Source organism: Shewanella yunxiaonensis, from assembly GCF_018223345.1.
GTDB classification, from domain to species: domain Bacteria; phylum Pseudomonadota; class Gammaproteobacteria; order Enterobacterales; family Shewanellaceae; genus Shewanella; species Shewanella yunxiaonensis.
On the sequence record NZ_CP073587.1, the window covers coordinates 2,993,123 to 3,013,381 of the forward strand.

General features: G+C 48.5%; 19 protein-coding genes. 7 read left to right on the forward strand and 12 right to left on the reverse strand.

Going from position 1 to position 20,259, the window contains the following annotated elements; genetic code table 11:
• Positions 1-27: 27 nt before the first annotated feature.
• Entirely contained in the window at positions 28-567 is a 540-nt protein-coding gene (locus tag KDN34_RS13720) for a hypothetical protein (protein WP_212594280.1), read from the reverse strand.
• 141 nt (positions 568-708) lie between these two features.
• Here KDN34_RS13720 and KDN34_RS13725 point away from each other — a divergent pair, with 141 nt between their 5' ends.
• Positions 709-1,617, forward strand: coding sequence for a sensor domain-containing diguanylate cyclase (locus KDN34_RS13725; RefSeq protein WP_228730489.1), 909 nt, complete (start codon positions 709-711; stop codon positions 1,615-1,617).
• Between the two features lie 54 nt (positions 1,618-1,671).
• On the opposite strand, the gene lysS is transcribed toward KDN34_RS13725, so the two are convergent.
• The 6 genes from lysS to KDN34_RS13755 all read right to left on the reverse strand — a co-directional run bounded on the left by lysS (position 1,672) and on the right by KDN34_RS13755 (position 9,292).
• Positions 1,672-3,171, reverse strand: coding sequence for a lysine--tRNA ligase (gene lysS, locus KDN34_RS13730; RefSeq protein WP_212594282.1), 1,500 nt, complete (start codon positions 3,169-3,171; stop codon positions 1,672-1,674).
• Positions 3,172-3,188: 17 nt separating this feature from the next.
• A protein-coding gene (prfB, locus tag KDN34_RS13735) for a peptide chain release factor 2 (protein ID WP_212594283.1) occupies positions 3,189-4,287 on the reverse strand; the annotation gives its coding sequence in 2 pieces (ribosomal slippage) (positions 3,189-4,211 and positions 4,213-4,287; 1,098 coding nt in all).
• A gap of 188 nt (positions 4,288-4,475) precedes the next feature.
• On the reverse strand, positions 4,476-6,134 hold the full coding sequence (locus tag KDN34_RS13740; RefSeq protein ID WP_212594284.1) for a methyl-accepting chemotaxis protein: 1,659 nt from the start codon (positions 6,132-6,134) through the stop codon (positions 4,476-4,478).
• Between the two features lie 321 nt (positions 6,135-6,455).
• Positions 6,456-7,592: a 23S rRNA (uracil(747)-C(5))-methyltransferase RlmC gene (gene rlmC, locus KDN34_RS13745; protein WP_212594285.1), complete on the reverse strand. Its 1,137-nt coding sequence runs from the start codon at positions 7,590-7,592 to the stop codon at positions 6,456-6,458.
• Between the two features lie 81 nt (positions 7,593-7,673).
• Entirely contained in the window at positions 7,674-8,843 is a 1,170-nt protein-coding gene (locus KDN34_RS13750; RefSeq protein ID WP_212594286.1) for a glycerol-3-phosphate dehydrogenase/oxidase, read from the reverse strand.
• 5 nt (positions 8,844-8,848) lie between these two features.
• Positions 8,849-9,292, reverse strand: a complete 444-nt coding sequence (locus tag KDN34_RS13755) for a MarR family winged helix-turn-helix transcriptional regulator (RefSeq protein WP_228730348.1) — start codon at positions 9,290-9,292, stop codon at positions 8,849-8,851.
• Positions 9,293-9,658: 366 nt separating this feature from the next.
• Here KDN34_RS13755 and KDN34_RS13760 point away from each other — a divergent pair, with 366 nt between their 5' ends.
• From KDN34_RS13760 to KDN34_RS13770, 3 genes are all read left to right on the forward strand, one after another.
• Positions 9,659-10,081: a hypothetical protein gene (locus KDN34_RS13760; RefSeq protein WP_212594287.1), complete on the forward strand. Its 423-nt coding sequence runs from the start codon at positions 9,659-9,661 to the stop codon at positions 10,079-10,081.
• Positions 10,082-10,467: 386 nt separating this feature from the next.
• Positions 10,468-11,874, forward strand: coding sequence for a thioredoxin domain-containing protein (locus KDN34_RS13765; RefSeq protein WP_212594288.1), 1,407 nt, complete (start codon positions 10,468-10,470; stop codon positions 11,872-11,874).
• A 93-nt stretch (positions 11,875-11,967) separates the two neighbouring features.
• Complete coding sequence (locus KDN34_RS13770; protein WP_212594289.1) at positions 11,968-12,174, forward strand: cytoplasmic protein; 207 nt, start codon at positions 11,968-11,970, stop codon at positions 12,172-12,174.
• 94 nt (positions 12,175-12,268) lie between these two features.
• Here KDN34_RS13770 and ahpF read toward each other — a convergent pair whose 3' ends face one another.
• From ahpF to KDN34_RS13785, 3 genes are all read right to left on the reverse strand, one after another.
• A complete protein-coding gene (gene ahpF, locus KDN34_RS13775; protein ID WP_212594290.1) occupies positions 12,269-13,831 on the reverse strand; it encodes an alkyl hydroperoxide reductase subunit F in 1,563 nt (520 codons plus the stop codon).
• A gap of 78 nt (positions 13,832-13,909) precedes the next feature.
• The gene (gene ahpC / locus KDN34_RS13780) at positions 13,910-14,476 is read right to left on the reverse strand and encodes an alkyl hydroperoxide reductase subunit C (protein WP_212594291.1); all 567 of its coding nucleotides are present in this window, start codon (positions 14,474-14,476) and stop codon (positions 13,910-13,912) included.
• A gap of 128 nt (positions 14,477-14,604) precedes the next feature.
• A complete protein-coding gene (locus KDN34_RS13785; protein ID WP_212594292.1) occupies positions 14,605-15,360 on the reverse strand; it encodes a spermidine synthase in 756 nt (251 codons plus the stop codon).
• A 97-nt stretch (positions 15,361-15,457) separates the two neighbouring features.
• Here KDN34_RS13785 and KDN34_RS13790 point away from each other — a divergent pair, with 97 nt between their 5' ends.
• Positions 15,458-16,003, forward strand: coding sequence for a mechanosensitive ion channel family protein (locus tag KDN34_RS13790; protein ID WP_212594293.1), 546 nt, complete (start codon positions 15,458-15,460; stop codon positions 16,001-16,003).
• Positions 16,004-16,027: 24 nt separating this feature from the next.
• On the opposite strand, the gene KDN34_RS13795 is transcribed toward KDN34_RS13790, so the two are convergent.
• Both KDN34_RS13795 and KDN34_RS13800 read right to left on the reverse strand, forming a co-directional pair.
• Complete coding sequence (locus tag KDN34_RS13795; protein WP_212594294.1) at positions 16,028-17,023, reverse strand: 2-hydroxyacid dehydrogenase; 996 nt, start codon at positions 17,021-17,023, stop codon at positions 16,028-16,030.
• A gap of 158 nt (positions 17,024-17,181) precedes the next feature.
• Positions 17,182-18,972 (reverse strand): flavocytochrome c, encoded by a 1,791-nt coding sequence (locus KDN34_RS13800; RefSeq protein WP_212594295.1) that lies wholly within the window; start codon positions 18,970-18,972, stop codon positions 17,182-17,184.
• A gap of 343 nt (positions 18,973-19,315) precedes the next feature.
• Here KDN34_RS13800 and KDN34_RS13805 point away from each other — a divergent pair, with 343 nt between their 5' ends.
• Positions 19,316-19,723 carry a hypothetical protein gene (locus KDN34_RS13805; RefSeq protein WP_212596667.1) on the forward strand — a complete coding sequence of 136 codons (408 nt, stop codon included), beginning with the start codon at positions 19,316-19,318 and terminating at the stop codon, positions 19,721-19,723.
• Positions 19,720-20,241 carry a class I SAM-dependent methyltransferase gene (locus KDN34_RS13810; protein WP_212594296.1) on the forward strand — a complete coding sequence of 174 codons (522 nt, stop codon included), beginning with the start codon at positions 19,720-19,722 and terminating at the stop codon, positions 20,239-20,241. The genes KDN34_RS13805 and KDN34_RS13810 overlap by 4 nt, the downstream gene beginning before the upstream one ends.
• Positions 20,242-20,259 lie beyond the last annotated feature (18 nt).

The following is a 20,259-nucleotide window of genomic DNA, read 5'->3' on the forward strand; positions in this document are numbered from 1 at the left end:
CGGGCTTTGACTAAGAGAATATCCACACTACTTGCGTTGGCCTACCGGCACCATGATATGTGCATAAGGGGTTCCTTTCCACATCACATAAGGCCCGCCCGCCGCAGGATCCGTTGGCAGAGCATCCAGCATTTGTGGATCTGGCACAATAATCATCAGGTGAGGTCCCTCCACAATCCATTGATTTTCAGCGGTCGGCTTGTCTGCGTACGGGTCAATATTGCTGGCGCCACCATCACCGGCCAACATGTAGGAGATCCCGACACTTTTTGCCTGAAATGGCTGCTTATTCATCCAGGCTTTGGCCCACTCCATCCATGGGCCATCCATACACATAGGAGCAGTTCCTTGCAGTTGCGGAGGCGTTGGGAAACAAGTGTACTCATTGGTACCGCGTTGCAACATGTTGTTATCCCAATCGACCACGGTGACTTTATCTCTAATAGTGGGGGGAGCCGCGCTTAAAGCATCCTCGAGTAATTTATGCTGCTGTTCATTCATCTCAGCGACCGCCACATACGGTGCCATTAGCAGCAGAGCACTTATCATTACAGCTGAAGTTTTCATAAACCAGCCTCCAATTAAATCCTCGGTCACTTACCTCACCGAGATCTAAAGTATAGTCACCCTCCACTATTTAACATTTCGTACACAAAAAGGGTGTGAGTAGAGTAGACTGATATTGATAATCTTCAGGTGGGAGACGTGATGTTTTCGTTGGAGCAAACACAAGCGATTCTGGCGGCCTTACCTGATCCGGCTTTTATTCTCACCCGTAGCGGTAAATACGCGCATATCTTCGGCGGCACCGATAATCGTTACTACCATGACGGTAGCAGTTTGGTCGGTAGCTTTATTGCGGAGGTGCTGATCCCTGAGAAAGCCAATTGGTTTATGCAGCAGATAGCGACGGTGCTAACGTCAGGTAACATGCTGATTGTGGAGTATCCGCTGGCAGGCGCTGATGTGTTAGGTCTGGAAGAAGGCCCGAAAGACCCGATCTGGTTCGAAGGTCGAATCCACCCCTTAAATTTTCAGTTTGAAGGTGAAGATGCCGTATTGTGGGTAGCCAGTAACATTACTGCCCGACACCAGTTGCAACAGCGACTGAAATATCTCAGTGAAACAGATGAACTGTCTCACCTATACAATCGCCGTAAACTGCGCAGTCATCTGCAACGCCAATTTAGTCTGTTTCACCGTCACCATACACCTTGCAGTCTGTTAGTCTTCGACCTGGATTTTTTTAAGCAGCTTAATGATGCCTGTGGTCATCCTATCGGAGATGCAGTGATAGAAATAGTTGGCCGGGTTTGTATACAGACGATACGCGAAGACGATTTAGCCGCGCGTTATGGCGGTGATGAATTTGCCGTATTAATGCCGCAAACCACCTTACACCAAGCCTGGTGTTTAGCTGATCGTCTACGCCGGAAAATTCAACATGCCCTGCTGGAAATGGACTTACCGCAAATATGTACCAGCATCAGTGGCGGGATCAGTGAATTTCTGCCGATGGATGACAGAGCTGACATCATTATTCAGCGCGCGGATAAAGGCTTATATATGGCCAAGAATTTAGGCCGCAATCGGATTTGTAATGAACATGAAGAATAGCAGCATCGATAAAAAAACCGGCTTCCGCCGGTTTTTTCTTGCAGTTCCGTCAGCTTACACTTCAGGGCGCATTGCCGGGAACAGGATCACATCGCGAATGGTGTGGCTGTTGGTGAACAACATCACCAGACGGTCAATACCAATGCCCTGACCTGCTGTTGGTGGCAAACCGTGTTCCAGTGCGCGGATATAATCACCGTCATAGAACATCGCTTCATCGTCACCGGCATCTTTGGCTTCTACCTGCGCTTTAAAACGTCTGTCCTGATCTTCTGCATCGTTCAGCTCGCTAAAGCCGTTAGCCACTTCGCGACCACCGATGAAAAATTCAAAACGGTCAGTGATGAAATCGTTGTCATCGCTGCGGCGCGCCAGCGGTGAAATATCTGCTGGGTAACCAGTGATGAAGGTTGGTTGCATCAGCTTAGGTTCGGCCGTTTCACCAAAGATCTCTTCCAGCAATTGACCACAGGTCCAGAAAGATTCCAGTTCCACGCCTACATCTTTCGCCAGCTGTCGCATAAAGGCCAGGTCTTTGACGTTTTCATAAGTCATTGCCTGAATGGTAGCGTTATCTGGGTTATAGTGCTGAATGGCTTCAAGCATGCTCATGCGTGCGTAGGGGCCACCGAAATCGATGGTGTGTTCACCGTAAGCCACTTTGGTATCACCCAGCAGTTTGCTGGCAATGGATGACAGCATCTCTTCGGTGAAATCCATCAGATCACGGTAATCAGCGTACGCCATATAGAATTCCATCATGGTGAATTCTGGATTATGACGTGGTGACAAACCTTCGTTACGGAAGTTACGGTTGATTTCGAACACTCGCTCAAAACCACCGACCACCAGACGCTTCAGGTATAATTCCGGTGCGATACGCAGATACATATCGATATCCAGCGCATTGTGATGGGTGATGAATGGGCGCGCAGAAGCACCACCTGGGATCACATGCATCATCGGAGTTTCCACTTCCATAAACTGCTTGCTTTCCATAAAGCTGCGGATTGCACCGACTACTTTAGAGCGCATTTTGAAAGTGTTACGGGACTCTTCGTTAACGATAAGATCAACATAACGCTGGCGATAACGGGTTTCCTGATCGGTCAGACCATGGAATTTCTCCGGTAATGGGCGCAGCGCCTTGGTCAGCAACTGATACTCTTCCATATTGACGAACAGATCGCCTTTGTTCGAGCGATGCAGTTCCCCTTTCACACCGATGATGTCACCGATGTCCAGCCCCTGATATTTCTCTTTCAGATCAGCCTGAACTGCTTTTTCAGCGTAAACCTGGATGCGACCGGAAACGTCCTGCAACACCATAAATGGGCCACGCTTAGCCATAACACGACCGGCAATGGCAGTGTGAAAACCGAGGGCTTCCAGCTCTTCCTTGCTCTTATCACCAAACTGCTGTTCCAGTTCACCCGCCTTGTGGCTGCGACGGAAAGTATTAGGGTGACCATTGGCCGGGCCGGTTTCGCGATAGTGTTCCAGTTTCGCACGGCGCTCTGCAATCAGCTTGTTTTCATCCAGTTGTTCAGTCATTTCAGTTTCTTCTCTACTTACAGCCCGGATTTAAGGCTGGCTTCAATAAATCTATCTAAATCACCGTCCAGCACCGCTTGGGTGTTACGGGTTTCCACGCCGGTACGCAGATCCTTGATGCGGGAATCATCCAGCACATAGGAACGGATCTGACTGCCCCAGCCGATATCTGACTTCAGCTCTTCGGCAGCCTGCTTTTCAGCATTCTGCTTTTTCAGCTCAAGTTCATACAATTTCGCTTTCAGCTGTTTCATGGCCGTTTCCTTGTTCTTATGCTGGGAACGGTCATTCTGACACTGAGTTACTGTGTTGGTTGGCACGTGAGTAATACGCACGGCGGATTCAGTCCGGTTTACGTGCTGACCACCAGCACCAGAGGCGCGATACACGTCGATACGCAGGTCTGCCGGATTAATCTCAATATCAATCGAGTCGTCGATTTCCGGATAGACAAACACCGAACAGAAGGAGGTATGACGGCGGCCACCGGAGTCGAACGGTGACTTACGTACCAGACGATGCACCCCGGTTTCAGTGCGCAGCCAACCATAGGCATATTCACCACTGAACTTGATGGTGGCGCTCTTGATACCCGCGACTTCACCATCAGAGACTTCAATCAACTCAGGGTTAAATTGATGTTCTTCACCCCAACGCAGGTACATACGCAATACCATGTTGGCCCAATCCTGAGCTTCGGTACCACCGGAGCCGGACTGAATATCTAGGTAACAATCGGAAGCATCGCTGTCGCCAGAAAACATACGGCGGAACTCCAATTCTTCCAGTTCCTTTTCCAGTTTTCCCAGCTCGTGACCAGTCTCGTTGAAGGTGTCTTCATCATCCTCTTCAACAGCCAGCGCCAACAGCTCTTCGACATCTTCGAGCCCTTGGTCCATGTCATCGATGGTTTCAACCACCTTTTCCAAAGACACGCGCTCTTTACCTAATGCCTGTGCCCGTTCAGGGTCATTCCAGACATCGGAGCTTTCCAGCTCGCGGACGACTTCTTCTAGACGCTCTTTCTTGGCGTCATAGTCAAAGATACCCCCTAAGGAGATCGGTACGTTCCGCCAGCTCCTTGATTTTATTTTTTACCGGATTTACTTCAAACATGTAGACTCTACTTTGCGTAATTTGATCGATAACACTGTATGCAAGCCGCGCATTTTAACCTAAGCCACGGCTGAAACCTATGGTGACAGCCAATATTGCTGAAAAAAATCCCACTGTCTCACTCGGGCAAGAACACCACCGATCAAAAAACGGCGCCCGCAGCGCCGTTTCTTATCGTTAAAGCAAGGTCACACGCGGAATTGACCAACCAGTTTGTCTAAGCGCTCGCCGCTACCAGACACTTTCTCACTCATCTGTGCCGCCTCTTCACTCGACTGCATCAACTCAGACACAATCTCTTGGATCTTATAGATATTGTGGTTGATCTCTTCGGTGACAGAACTCTGCTCAGTCGCCGCAGTAGCAATCTGGGTACTCATGTCATTAATGGCAGTAACCGAGGAGGTCACCGCCCCCAGACTTTCAGAGATAAACCGCGAGGATTCCACACTGCGCTTACAGTTCTGCTGACTTTGTTCCATGGCAGCAACCGCCTGTCCGACCAATGTATGCAGTTCGCTCAGCATTTCATTGATTTCCAGCGTGCTCGCCTGAGTGCGGCTGGCAAGGTTACGTACTTCATCCGCGACGACCGCAAAGCCTCGACCCTGTTCACCAGCGCGAGCCGCTTCAATTGCCGCATTCAATGCCAGCAGGTTAGTCTGTTCCGCGATACCGCCTATCACCGATAACACACTGTTGATCTTTTGCGACTGATCATTGAGCGACTTAATGTGGGCCGCCGCATTGTTGATTTCGTGCATCAGCGATGACACTTCGGTCAGCGAGGTATCGACGCACTGCTGTGCCTTGGCAACTTCCTCAGTAGCATCATGCGTTGCCTCTGCTACCTGATTAGTATTGCCGGCGACTTCCTGCGCAGTGGAAGACATCTCAGTGATAGCAGTCACGACCTGATCGGTTTCCTGATTGTGGTTAAACAGCTGTGAGGCGATGGACTTGCTTTGCTCGTGAATATGATGCGCGGCATCATTCAATTCGCGCGTGGTACTGGCCACATCTTGCATAATGCCTTGCAGCTTACCAATGAATTGGTTAAAGGCCTTACCCAGTTGAGCAATTTCATCGTTACCGGTAACGTTCAGACGTTTGGTGAGATCCCCTTCGCCTTTAGCAATATCATCGAGATTGCGCAGCATGTTGAGAATCGGATCGACCATCTTGCCGGACATCCAGAAGATGAGAAAAGCACTGACAACGACAATCAGCACAATTGCTGAGATGATCACCCAGATTTTGTTGAGGATCATCGCCTGAGCATCGTCGTGATAACTCGCCACTGTGGCATCAATATCGTCGATGTAAGCCCCAGTACCAATTATCCAGTCAGTTCCCGGAACCGTAGCCGCATAACCTATCTTATCGACTAAACCGGTCGTTCCCGGTTTCTGGTAATAAAAGGTTAAAAAGCCATCACCGCTGCGCGCAGATTTAAGCAAACCCTGTACGATTTTGATCCCTTTGGGATCGGTCATATTGATCTGCTCAGTGCCTTCCAGTTTCGGCAACAGTGCGTGGAACAGGTTTTTCCCTTGACCATCGTAGATATAGAAATAACCGGCACTGCCAAAACGCACGTTACGTAGGGCAGCATTCACATCGCCATTATGTTCACGCTGGTAGGCCACGATCTCCTTTGCAACTTCCGTTACATGTATCAATTCTTGGCGTCGCTCATTGATAAGCTTGCCGCGGAATTCCTGCACATTTTCGTCCAATGAGGCAGATTCCATTATATAAGAAAATATGGCAACAGCAGTTCCACCGATTAGCATCGGTAACAGAGCCAACAACAACACCTTATTGCGTACACCTAGATTCATCACTGCAAAATCCCCGGTCCCGGATGGAGTGGTTGAAGTATAACGTATTAGAAAAATATGTTGTTAAGACTTTGGTAAAAAGATGCTGATTTTACTTAATTAATGTGACGAGGTTTACCAAATTTACAGGTGATTAACGTGGATAATTTTCGAGTAAATATTCTATTTTTGACAATTTAAATAAAGACATTTTTCATTGGTATGATCATCAAAAATGCACAATGGCAGCTTTACTGGATATCTGCTGCTCCTCGTCACATCCACTTAAACATTAATAACCAAATACCTTGAGCTGCGGTTGATATATTGCCAAGCCCCTTTACATCAGGCATTACGACGCAATAAAGCTAACACTTCAAAATGGTCGGTATGGGGAAACATATCAAACAGCTGCACCCGTTGCAGACAATACCCGTCGATCGCGGCCAAATCCTGTGCAAGTGTTTGCGGGTTACAACTAGAATACAGAATATAAGCGGGTGCAAAGTCACTAAGTTGCTGACATAAGGCGTTGCCAATCCCCCGCCGTGGCGGATTAACAATAATGACATCTGGCACCTCAGTGGCATTTTTTCCCGCCGCAAAATCGGTGGAGTCCAGAGCCTGAAAGTTCACATTTTCCAGCCCCAGTTGCTGAGCTGACAAACGGGCACAGGCGATTGCTTCAGCCTCAATTTCGATACCGGTTAGTTGGATGTCACCATTGGCACAATGCAAGCCAAAACCACCCACGCCACAAAACAGATCCCACACCGACGAGGGTGCTATCGGCCGCAACCATTCTCTCGCCGATTGATAAAGCTGTGCCGCAACAACGGGATTGGTCTGAAAGAAGCTTTTAGGGCGAATATACAGTGGCACCTCATTAAACACCTCACGCAGACGCGGTTCCCCGGCAAGCCAGATTTCTTCTTCCCCTTCCAAACGCGCCATGTGCACCGGCTGCAGGTTAACCGTCACCACTTTTATTGAGGGAAATGCCTGTAATAATCCCGGCAACTGTCGTTCAATCCGCGGGATAGCCTCAGATGAGCGCAAGACAAAACGTAACATGAATTCACCGCTCACCTGCGCCCGGGTCAGCAAGATAAACTTCAATTCTCCGCGAGCTTTATCGATTCGATAAGGCGGAATGCCTGCTTGCTGGACAAACTGCTGCAACTGCTGAAGCAACTGCTGCATATCGGTAGGATATAGCGGGCAATCACACAAACTGACCGGTTCACCATCCGGTCCAGGGATGCCCAATATCGGTTGATGGGCAGCCCCAAGCACCACCATTTTAGCCTTGTTACGGAAACCGGTTTGCGGCCCGCTGACAGGAGGTAGCCACTCATGAGCGGCAAACGGTGCCAACAGCTGTTGTAACAACGACTGTTTGGCAGCTAATTGTTCTGTTAGCGGTTGTTGAATATGACGGCAAGATTGACAACTGCCGGCAGCAAAATGATGACAAATCACGACACATTCCGAGACTGAAAATTAAGAGTGAGCTTGAGGGCTCTCCGGGCTGGCACACTTTAGCGGTTTTGACGTGAAAAATCACCTCAGGATAAGGGAGTCAACATCCGCAATAGCGGTCCGTTCGCCCAAGTGCTCCGCGATATGTATCAGCACCTGCGCGGCAGTGCTACGGAAAGTCGTGAGCTTGCCGCCATAGAGTGACAAAATATGCGGATGTGATGGCTGAGACAGTAACTGCACTTCACGCGTACGGGAAAAAGCACTGCTACTTCCCGCCGGTAATACGCGCATACCGCTGTAGCTGCCCACGATCTTTTGTTCCAACGACGCTACCGTTCCCGCTAACGGAAAGTAGTGTTGGTAGATCCCCAACAGATAATAGGTTTCTTCTTGGGTTAACTGCGGCTGAGGTGAATCGCAGTGGGTTTCTGTGGTGCCTAACAGCGTCTGGCCGTTCCAAGGCATGACAAACACCACCCGCTCGTCAAAACAGGACTCCAGATACAATATTCCTGGCGGTGCCGGAATATCTAATAGCAGATGACTGCCCTGCACCCATTCGATCGCCGGAAATGCCAGGGGGGGGTGAACGTTTGAGAGGATCTCATTCACCCAGGCACCGGCAGTGTTAATCAACATATGACAGTAAAGCTGATGTCGCTGTCCTTGCTGATGGTAATGCACGGTACATCCTTTGGCGTCATGCTGGATGTCGACACATTCGGCCTTTTGCAACACCTCAGCACCGAGCGCTATCGCACTATTCACAACGGCTTCAGTGAGTTTTTTGTCGTCAGTTTGCGCGTCCCAATATTGGAACAAGTGCGTCATGCCTGCCAATTTTAGGCCCGGGAATTGTGCCCATTCTGATGCGGCTATTGACTGAAAACGCCCCAGCGGATCGGGCTGACTCAACAACCCGTAAAGGCTTAATCCCGCACGAATCGTCAGTGCCCCACGACGGCTGTCCCGATACACCGGGATGTAGAATTTAACTGGATGGACTAATGATGGCGCTAACTGCAACAACTCTCGGCGAGCTTTAAGTGCTTCATAAACGAGGTGGATCTGTCCGGTTTCCAGATAACGCAGGCCCCCATGGATAAGCTTGCTGGACTGTGAGGAGGTACCACTGGCAATCGCAGATTTTTCCAGCAGGACAACCGAATATCCGGCCGCTGCGGCACGCTGCGCAATGCCAGCGCCATTGATACCGGCACCAATGATCACAAGATCGACGGCTTTCATCGCAGTTATTCCGACAGTTGCGACCAGAGGCGATCGCATAACTGTTTGAGATCAGTGAACTGTTCCGGCGCTAGTCCCGTGCGGCAAAACATCTGTAACGGGATATTCATCGCCAATTCTCGCAATGCCCGGCCAGCCTCAGTCAACGCCAACACGCGCATCCGCTCATCCTGTTGGCTGCGGCCTCGGCAAACCAACCCTTTAGCTTCCAGGCGTTTAAGCAATGGCGTCAACGTGCCAGAATCCAGATGGAGCTGCTCCCCCAACAGTTTTACACTGATCCCATTATTTTCCCACAGCACCATCATTACCAGATATTGCGGGTATGTCAGTTGCAGTTGCTCCAGGTAAGGACGATAAGCCCGCACCATAGCGTTGGCGGCTCGGTACAAAGAGAAACAGATTTGGTTCTCCAGACAGAGTGGATTTTCCGGCAATTTGTCACTCACAATCCAAGCGCTCCCGAATTGACATCGAATTGTACACAATATACTTGTATCCGCCGCAAATATCGATCCCGCCACAAAAGCCTCGCCAAATCGGTCTAATGCTTTACTGACAATACCTTATCTGCGTTGCCAATTTTTGTTTGCAATAAAATGGAATTGTAGCGGCAGCTAACGGTCAAAATTTTGACCTATCAGTCACTGTCGCCGGGAAGCCGGCAACCTCGATAAAGTGCCAAAATATTGTCTAACACACTGTTTTTTAATATAAATATTCACATTTATCGCTGTTAAACAATTGTCTTTGGTAGTCAGATGCGATAATGTAAAACACCGTAAATAGTTCTGGCCATCCACAGGGAGGGGATAATGCGTAGTTGGGTTCTAAGTACTGTTATCGGCTGTTTTGTGTCTGGCTCAGTGATGGCTAGCTGCAACGATGAACAAAAACTTGGTCAGGTAACCTATGCCAACAACAGTTCTTTTTTTTCAGCCAAAGACTCCAAAGGACTGGATCATATTAAAAAAATTGTTAGCAATAAGCAGGACGGCTACCTATTGTTGGAATTTAATCTATTCCCGTCTCCCGGTGATAAAAAGCAGCAACAATATAATTTATGGTTGGCCAATCGTCGTATCGATCGGGTCAAAAGTTACCTGTCGGTCGCCAATCTGCCGTTACCCATCATTACTCGAATCCGTACTGCTGCACCGGAAGAACAGCGGAATGTAGACATTCTGTGGTGTCCGACATCCACCATGGCAGACAATAGCAACGCAAAGAAACAATAAGTCACGGCCTCAAGTTTTCTGCTGCTTGCTGTCATGACTGCGCCAGTGCCGTCAGCATCTGCGCCTTATCTGCCGCCGTTAATATATCCGTCGAAAGATTTCTGAACTATACCTGAGCGCTTTGGTATTGAGGTTCATTTCAGCGGATATCGTTGTGCAATGCGAGTTAGCCGAATGAGCGCTATGTAGCAGACTAAATATCAACACCCTAAAAATTAACGACTTCTCAAGTATCTCACTTTGACGACTTTTTGGATGCGGATAACAGATTTACCGCACCGTCGTTAAGTCTGCAGCGCAGCTGTTGTACATTGAATATTGACAAGTTTTACCCTGGATGGGTGAAGCAGATCCTTCAATATCTTTATCATATGAGCAGGTATTTTATGTTCAGAACACTGCTGGTTTGCCTGTTGCTGAGTTTTGGTCTGGTACTAAATAACGCAGCCGCCACGGAAAATACTATTGAATGGCACAAAGTTGATGCGCAGGGACAGCTTAAAATTCCGCTGTATTTTGTTTGGTCGAAAACCTGTCCTCATTGTAAAGAGGCTCATCCCTTTATCGATTCTCTGCCTAAAAAATATCCCTGGATTGAACTACATACCTACATGGTAGGTGACAGTGGCACGCAGGAGATGTGGCAGCAATTAGCTGACGCCACCAAGACACAGGCCCGCTCCGTGCCATTTATGGCCGTCTGTGGCAAAACCGTTATCGGTTATTCCAGTCGCGAAGTCACCGGTGAATTTTTACTGAATCGTCTTAAAACCTGCTACCTGGAACAGGGTGGCACCTTAGCTGCCGATGAAATGCCGGATGAAAATGCGGCAACCGCACCAGCAGTAACTGCTGATAGCGACTCGCCGTTTGCAACATGTGGCAGTGATGCTGGTAATGGCGCATGTGATACTGCTACCCCTGTCGCGACCTCAGATATTCAGCCGGTGGAATTACCGCTGTTAGGAGTTGTGACGCCCGATACCATGTCTATGCCCATTCTGACACTGGTGCTGGCCGGGGTGGACGCGTTTAACCCATGTGCTTTCTTCGTGCTGCTGTTTTTACTGTCCATCATGGTAAACGCCAAGAGCCGCGGTCGGATGTTACTGGTCGGCGGCATCTTTGTATTTTTCTCCGGTTTTATCTATCTGCTGTTCATGAGCGCCTGGCTTAATGTCTTTGAATTGTTAGGAGCCAGCGATGGCAGCATGATTATTCTGGTAGCCGGTTTGCTGGCACTGGTGGCGGGCTCGATCAACGTGAAGGAGTATTTCTTCACTAAGGGCGAAGTGAGTCTGTCAATGACGGCCGAAAACCGCACCAGTCTGATCAAACGCATGGGCAAACTCTCCAGTGCCTCCAGTCTGACGACCATGATTATCGGCACCACAATCCTGGCAATTCTGGCCAATGCCTATGAACTCTTGTGCACGGCTGGATTTCCAATGATTTATACCAGTGTGCTGTCGATGCATAAGTTCCCGACCATGGAACGCTACATGTATCTGGTATTCTACAACGTGGTGTATGTCATCCCGCTGATTGCCATTGTGGTTGCCTTCAGTATGACGCTGGGCAAACGCAAGTTGACCGAGAAAGAAGGTCAGACACTGAAACTGATGTCAGGCATTATGATGCTGGGATTGGGCGGTACGCTGGCAGTTGACCCCACAGCACTGCAGAGTGTCACAGTAGCGATTAGCTTAATCCTCGGTGCAATTGTCGTCACCGCGATTATTGTCACAGCACGCAAACTGCGCGAGCGACGCCATAAAACCAAAATGGCCTGATATGCGTAAATAAACCCGGCACCATGCCGGGTTTGTTTATTGGGATAATGGCATTAAAGTTAATGTATCTTCTGATAACAATAGGAGCCCATCATGGCCGTTAATCTCAATGTGCAACCGACTGCGATAGGAAATGTGCAGACAGCGGTTGCCGTAAAAGTGGCTCAACTGTCCAAGCAGCAGATGCAAGCTGAAGGCAATATAGCCTTGCAACTCATCAATGCCACAACTCCGGCCGATCAGGCTGATGCTCCAGCAACTGCGGGTAACCTTGGTACGATTATCAATACCACAGCCTGAGGTCAGAAGATGCCGACTGGGTACACATATCTATGGTGTGATTGGCAATAAAAAACCGGCATAGCCGGTTTTTTATTGGAATTAGCACCTGCAATTAAGCCGCTTTTTCATCACTTGACTGACGGATCAAATAATCAAAGGCACTCAATGCGGCAGTCGCGCCGGTTCCCATGGAAATGATGATCTGCTTGTAGGGCACTGTAGTTGCGTCACCTGCGGCAAATACACCTGGCATAGAGGTAGCGCCCTTGGTGTCGACAATCACTTCACCGAAGCGGGTCAGTTCAATCTCACTTTCTTTTAGGAACCCAGTATTGGGTACCAGACCAATCTGCACAAAGATACCCGCCAAAGCCAGCTGCTTCTGTTCACCACTGTTGCGATCTTTGTAAGCCAAACCGGTCACCTTACTGCCATCCCCAATAACTTCGGTGGTCTGGGCACTGGTGATGATATCGACATTACGCAGTGATTTGGCTTTTTTCACCAGCACATCATCGGCCCGCAGCGTGTCAGCGAATTCCAGTACAGTGACATGTTCCACAATACCGGCCAGGTCGATAGCAGCTTCGATGCCGGAGTTACCGCCACCAATCACGGCGACTTTTTTACCTTTGAAAAACGGGCCGTCACAATGCGGACAGTAAGCCACACCCTTAGTGCGATATTCAGCTTCACCCGGTACGCCCAATTCACGCCAGCGCGCACCTGTCGCCAGGATCACACTTTTACTCTTCAGGGTGGCACCGCTTTCCAAAGCAACGGCAATATTACTGTAACGACTGACATTGGCAGCACGCTGCCCGGTAATGATATCCACGCCGTATTCTTTCACATGCTGTTCCAGTGCAGCAGACAGTTTTGGACCTTCGGTATACGGCACTGAGATAAAGTTCTCGATGCCGACAGTGTCCATCACCTGACCACCAAAACGTTCGGCAACCAGACCGGTACGAATACCTTTACGCGCGGCATAAATTGCCGCAGCGGCCCCTGCAGGACCACCGCCCACGACCAGCACGTCATAAACCGGTTTGTCATTCAGCGCCGCCGCTTTTTGTTCAGAGGCACCGCTGTCAACTTTGCTGACAATCTCTTCCAGCGTCATACGGCCCTGACCAAAATGTTCACCATTGAGGAACACTGCAGGTACGGCCATGACGCCACGTTGATTGACTTCTTCCTGAAACAACGCGCCATCGATCATCACGTGCGTGATGTTTGGATTAAGGCTTGCCATCAGGTTCAATGCCTGTACCACATCGGGACAGTTATGACATGACAGCGAAATATAAGTTTCGAAGTGATATTCACCTGGCAAGTTGCGGATCTGCGCTAACAGTTCCGGTGCTGCTTTAGAGGGGTGACCACCCGCCTGTAGCAGCGCCAACACCAGCGAAGTAAATTCATGCCCCATCGGCACTCCGGCAAAATTGACCCGTGGGGATTGTCCTTTGGGCGCCACCGCCATGCTTGGCGTACGCGCATTGTTCACCGGTGTCAGCGAGATTTTGTCAGACATTGCCGCCAATTCCTGAGCCAGTTCTGCGACTTCGCGAGATTTATCACTATCGTCACTGGACACGCTAAGCTCAATCGGCTGCTTGATATACTGCAGATAGCTGTCCAGTTGTTTTTTCAAATTAGCGTCTAACATGAACGTGTCCTGTGAAAAGAAATAGCATTAAAGGGTCCGGCTCGCCGCCGTAACGGTCGAGCCGGAAGGGACGCAGTCTTAAATTTTGCCTACCAGGTCCAGAGATGGTGCCAGAGTGGCTTCACCTTCACGCCATTTAGCAGGGCAAACTTCACCTGGGTGAGCAGCAACATACTGAGCGGCTTTGATCTTACGCAACAGGTCTTCAGCATCACGACCAATCCCTTCAGCGGTAACTTCGATGGCTTGAATAACGCCTTCAGGGTCAATCACAAAAGTGGCACGGTCTGCCAGGCCTTGACCTTCACGCATCACACCGAAGTTGTTGCTGATAGTGCCAGTCTGGTCGCCCACCATGAAGTATTTGATCTTGGCGATAGTTTCAGAGCTGTCATGCCAAGCTTTGTGAGTGAAGTGAGTATCAGTGGACACTGAGTAAACTTCAACACCTAGCTTTTGCAACTGGTCGTAGTGATCGGCTAGATCACCCAGCTCAGTTGGGCATACGAAGGTGAAGTCTGCAGGGTAGAAGAACACAACAGACCACTTGCCGATCAGACTCTGTTCGGTGACTTCAACAAATTCACCATTGTGGAATGCAGTAGCGGTAAAAGGTTTAACAGCAGTATTCAGTGACTGAACCATGTGAAAGCTCCCATATTTTTGGTTGGATACAGAGGACAACGTCCGTCGCTGTCCTTTTGTTGAGAGCCATAATAGTCAGCGGGAAGTAAAGAATAAAACAGATAAAAACTATCGTTATAATCGGTTTTTTAGAAATGCACATTTTGCCATTCGGCAAATCGATTAAGTGATAACTGTAAATCGAATCCCAGCTTTTGCGATAAGGCCATGGCCTGGCGCTTCAACTCGACCTGCCCCGCGGGTAATGCCTTAGCGGTAGCAAACACAACCCAGTTACCACTGCCGGTTAAACAGGCGTATACCGACGGAAATAGCGCCTGAAGCTTGGCCAGCAATTCAGCATCACGGCTGTGTTCTTTCCAGCAGTTTAAAATAAGCACGCCGTCAGCTTTTAATTGTTGCTGACACCGCTGCAAAAAAGCCGTCGAAAGCGCACCGGCAGCAATCCCTTCACTGTCAAACAGATCGCAAAATAGCATATCTACCCGCTTATGCTGTGATTGTGCGAGATAGTGCAAGGCATCCGCTTCTATCAAAGTCAGCTTTTTTGACAACGGCAGCCGAAAATAGCGTTTACAGAGTTCGATCACCGCCGGACGCAATTCTATCGCGGTAATGCGAATCGCCGCGTCAAACTGGCGCAGTGCATGAATTAACACGCCGCCGCCAAGTCCCAGTACCATTACGCTACGCGGTTGGCCGAACAGCAGCGCTAATAACATCGCACGCAGGTAAGTATGTTTGGGAATATGCGGCGTGGCTTTTAAAAGCTTGCTTTGTTCATCATGTTCGCCAAATGCCAGTATCCGCTGTTCGGCATCTTCTAAAACGAAAATGCTACCCCATTGATCTTTGGCTGTAGCTAGTGTGCGATATTCACGCATAAACAAAGGACTCGACAACGCGGACTTTAAACCTGGGGGCCAAAGCCGTTAACATGGAGACACAGCATACAGGTTAACCCAGGAGGAGTCGAAGCCTATGATGACCCACATCCTCATCGTCATTTTGTATCTCAGCGCTTTTGCATTCATTCAACGACGCGTGGTGAAAGGCGTACGTGAATACGGCCAGCTTAAACATATCAACACCGCCCGCGTCAGTCTGGTCAGTAAATTCATTACCATACTGCTGTTCTTTCTGACGTTGTCACTGATGGCAATTTCCCTGGGGCTGGGATACCAGGATGTTTCACTGTTTGTCTCATCAGCCTTTGCTGTACTGGGGGTAGCACTGTTTGCCCAGTGGTCAATTCTGAGCAACTTAACGGCAGGAATTCTGATTTTCTTTGTATTTCCCTATAAGGTCGGTGAACGTATCCGGATTGTCGATGCCGATGAAGACATTAGTGGCATCTTGCAGGAAGTCGCATTGTTTCATTTATTGATCAAACGCGATAATGGCGACACCATCACCTACCCCAACAGCCTGGTATTACAAAAAGCGGTATTAAAACTGCAGTATCAGACGGCTGTTGCCAAGGACACTGAAACTCCAGCCGCAGATGAAGAGCACCGCCAGGCATGAGGCTTGGCGGCTCGTGGCCTGCCGTTAAAACAATTCGTTGCCACAGGGTTGATTCCCGAGCACTTGTTTAATGTTGTTGAGGGTCGTCTCAGCAATGTTATCCAGTGCTTCTCTGGTCAAAAATGCCTGGTGACCGGTAAAAATCACATTGTGACAGGCAGACAAACGACGAAAGACATCGTCGTGGATCACTTCATTGGATTTGTCTTCGAAGAACAGCTCTTTTTCATTCTCGTAAACATCCATTCCCAGTGCCCCAATCTGCCCCAGTTTCAGCGCTTCCATCGCATCAACGGCATTAAGCAAGCCGCCACGGCTAGTATTAATCACCATCATGCCGGGTTTCATTTTGGTGAAACTTGTCGCGTTCAGTAAGTGATGGTTTTCCTTCGTCAGCGGACAATGCAGACTGATGATATCGCTTTGACTGAACATGGTATCGAGGTCGGTGTAACTGGCACCCAGTTCCACCACAATTGGATTTGGATAGGGATCATAAGCGAGCACCTTACAACCGAAGCCTCGCAGAATACGAATGGTGGCGACGCCTATTTTGCCCGTACCAATCACGCCAACAGTTTTGCCATACATGTTGAAGCCGACCAGCCCTTCCAGCGAGAAATTCGCATCACGGGTACGCTGATAGGCCTTATGAATTTTACGATTGAGCGTCAGCATCAACGCCACGGTATGTTCAGCCACAGACTCCGGGGAATAAGCCGGAACATTCACCACTTTCATTCCCAGCCGTTTGGCGGCATCGAGATCAACGTTGTTAAAACCAGCACAACGCATGGCGATTACCCGCGTGCCACTGGCATATAACTCGGCGAGTGTGTGTTCACACAGATCGTCATTAACAAAGGCACAAATGACTTCAAACCCCAGCGCTAGCTTGACCGTTTGTTGACACAAACGATAATCGAAAAACTCTATTTGAGCGCCTAATCCCATTTGTTCATTCATGGCAGAGAAATGCTGAATGTCGTATCGCTTAGCACTGAAAAAACCAATTCTCATCGGTATGCCCTCAAAAATAATGATTGTTTGAGTGTATTGGAAAAACACACGCCTGTCTTGAGACATTGTGGCCGCCGCCCGGGCATAAAAAAGCGGACACTATGGTCCGCTTTGATGTCTGACAGTTACTGCCTGATGCAGTTTGTTACCGCTGGGGCTTAATTGCCTTTTACGTATTTGGCAGCAGAAGCTCCGGCAATGCGACCAAAGGTCACGATATCAGAGATAGCATTACCGCCGAGGCGGTTAGCACCATGAACACCGCCAGTTGCCTCACCTGCAGCAAACAAGCCCTTGATGGTTTTACCATCTTTGTTCAGTACTTCAGCCTGAGTGTCAATCTTCAAACCACCCATGCTGTGGTGAACAGCAGGTTTTACTTCAATCGCATAATAAGGAGCAGTCGCCAATTCACGCGGCAGGTTAGGACGTTCAAACTGAGTATCTTTGCCTGATTTCACGTAGCTATTGTATGCGGCAACAGTTTTTTCAAGCTCGGCCGCAGGCATTTTCAGCTGCGCCGCCAGATCTGCCAGGGTATTGCCTTGATTAACAATGCCTAGATGAATGTAATTCTCAATTTTTTTCAGACTCTTACGTACTGAATCATCAAACACTAAGAAGGCACTTTCACCAGTTTGCTTCAGGATCGCTGCAGAAGCTTTATCGCGTGTAGTGATTTCATTGACAAACCGATCACCCTCGCGGTTGACCAGAATGGCGCCGTTACCACGTACCGCTTCAGTTACCATCACACCACCAACAGGAGACCAGGTTGGATGTGCTTGGATATATTTCAGATCGCGAGTTGCAGCACCTGCGGCCATCGCGACATCCAGACCATCGCCAGTAGCGCCTGGATGGTTAGTCGCAGCAAAGCCTTTCAGGGCCGGGTCGTACTTGGCAACGCGTTCGTTGTTCTTGGCAAATCCACCAGTGGCCATAATCACGGCTTTAGCCTTGATAACGTAATAACCGGTATATTTGCCTTCAACCAATACGCCAGTGGCATTGCCAGCCGCATCTTCCAGTATCCGCACCACTCGGCTGTTAAAACGCATATCGGCGCCACTCTTAACTGCGGCGGTATAGAGAACTTGTGCCACATGAGCACCAACACCGGCACCACCGGTTGGACGGTGAGCACGGTTAACACTGGCGCCCCCCATACGACCTACGTCACTCATATCCGCACCGAGTGAGGTCAACCAATCGATAGAATCTGAAGAATCTTCCGCCAACACTTTGACCAGTGCAGGATCGTTAACGTTATGACCACCTTTCATGGTGTCATCAATCATGATGGACACTTTATCCTGAATGCCTAACTTCGCCTGAAACTTGGTTTCCGCAGCATTCATACCACCGGCAGCCAATTTGGTATTACCACCCGCTATGGGTTCTTTTTCAAGCAAAATAACTTTAACGCCATTTTCATGCGCCGAAACAGCAGCAGCCAGACCGGCACCACCAGATCCGACAATCACCACGTCGGTTGTGTCACGAGGACCTGCGGCAATAGCCTTATCCTGGGCTTCTTTATTCACATCAACAGGAACAAATTTACGTTCCCACTTGCCACCGAATGGCATGTCGAAACCAAAGCTATGGCAGGCATCGCAGTACGCCACTGACTTCTCGTGGCCTTTATGACAAGTAGTACAAGCGATATCACCAATCAGGTGAGACTTATGAGGAGAAACCTTTAATTTCTTTTCTGCATCCTGTGCAGCCAAGTCGTTTAGTGAACCATGGCAACTAACGCACTGTTGATTTTCATGAGTAAGATTGTCATCAGTGGGGCCTTTTTGGGAAACGTGACAGGTTGTACAGTCCCCCATCTGCTGGTGAAAATCTGCCAGAACCTCTGGTGCTGCATATGCCGATCCCGCGATAAATCCAGACAATGCCAACACTAGGCTGGTTCGTTTAAATAAGACAGAGAACATAAAATGTTCCTCCAAAATGATCTTTAACGCTGTAATAATAGTCACGCCAAACAGGATTTTTTAATATTTGAACGATATATCACCATTTGGCATATCTCCCAATTAAAAAATATCATTTGGTAATTAAACGGATATTTAACTCAATCACAAAAAATTCAGCACAATAGTTTTGAAACTAAAGTTCACACACCACCATTTAATATTAATTTTCAATTAATATTTAAAAGTGCGTTATTAATATTAAAGGATTCATGATTTATTAATTTAAACTTAAAATTATTTAGCAAATGCTTTATGATTAAAGCAGAAAATACGCCGCACAGGAGCTGAGCAGCAGATGAGTATGACTAATCCACCTTCAGAACGCTTCTTCCGTATTCAACGGATGGCTAAAACCACGCTGCGGGCACTGCATATCCTAGGCGTTGCGGGTGCTGGTGGCGGCATCCTATTGCAGGTGCCAGATGAACATTGGCGTATTTATTGGATTATGACCATGGTATCAGGTGTATTGCTGATGGCTTGGGAGGTACTTCGTGACTGGACCTGGCTGATACAGATGAAAGGCGTATTGACTATTGCAAAATTAGTCATATTGATGTGTTTCATCATACTGCCTGAATATAAACCAGCGCTGGTAACCATGATTATCTTATTATCCGTAGTTGTGACACATGGCCCTTCTTCATTAAGGCACTACTCAATTATTCATGGTAGACAAATACATGGTAAGGATGAAATTAAAGGATGACGCCTATTAAATTAATCACGACATATAATTGGGCAAATACTAAACCATTAAATAGCTTAAAAGTCCTAGATTTAGCCTGTGGTTCTGGTCGCAATGGTGCTTGGTTTGCAGAGCATGGAGCGGAAGTTACTTTCGTCGACCGTAACGCTGCGGCTTTTGACAATCTACAAACCGCCTTCCCTCATTGTCATTTTGTTCAGGCAGATTTAGAAGGAAACGCCCCTCCAGCACTGACGGTCTTTGATGTTGTGCTAGTAGTTAACTATTTACATCGACCGTTAATGAACTGGATAGCAGACCGACTTGATGAAAATGGCCTGCTGTTTTACGAAACCTTTAATAAACGACAAGCCGAATTTGGTAAACCAAGTAACCCGGATTTCCTGCTCCAGGATTTTGAGTTACTTCACACATTTGCCAAATTGCAAACATTGCATTACTTTGAGGGAAAGCTCTGTAGTGAGGGAGAGCCACAGCAAAAAGCACAACTGATTGCTGTCAATCTGGCTCAGAGCTAATGGCAACGACATTAAAGG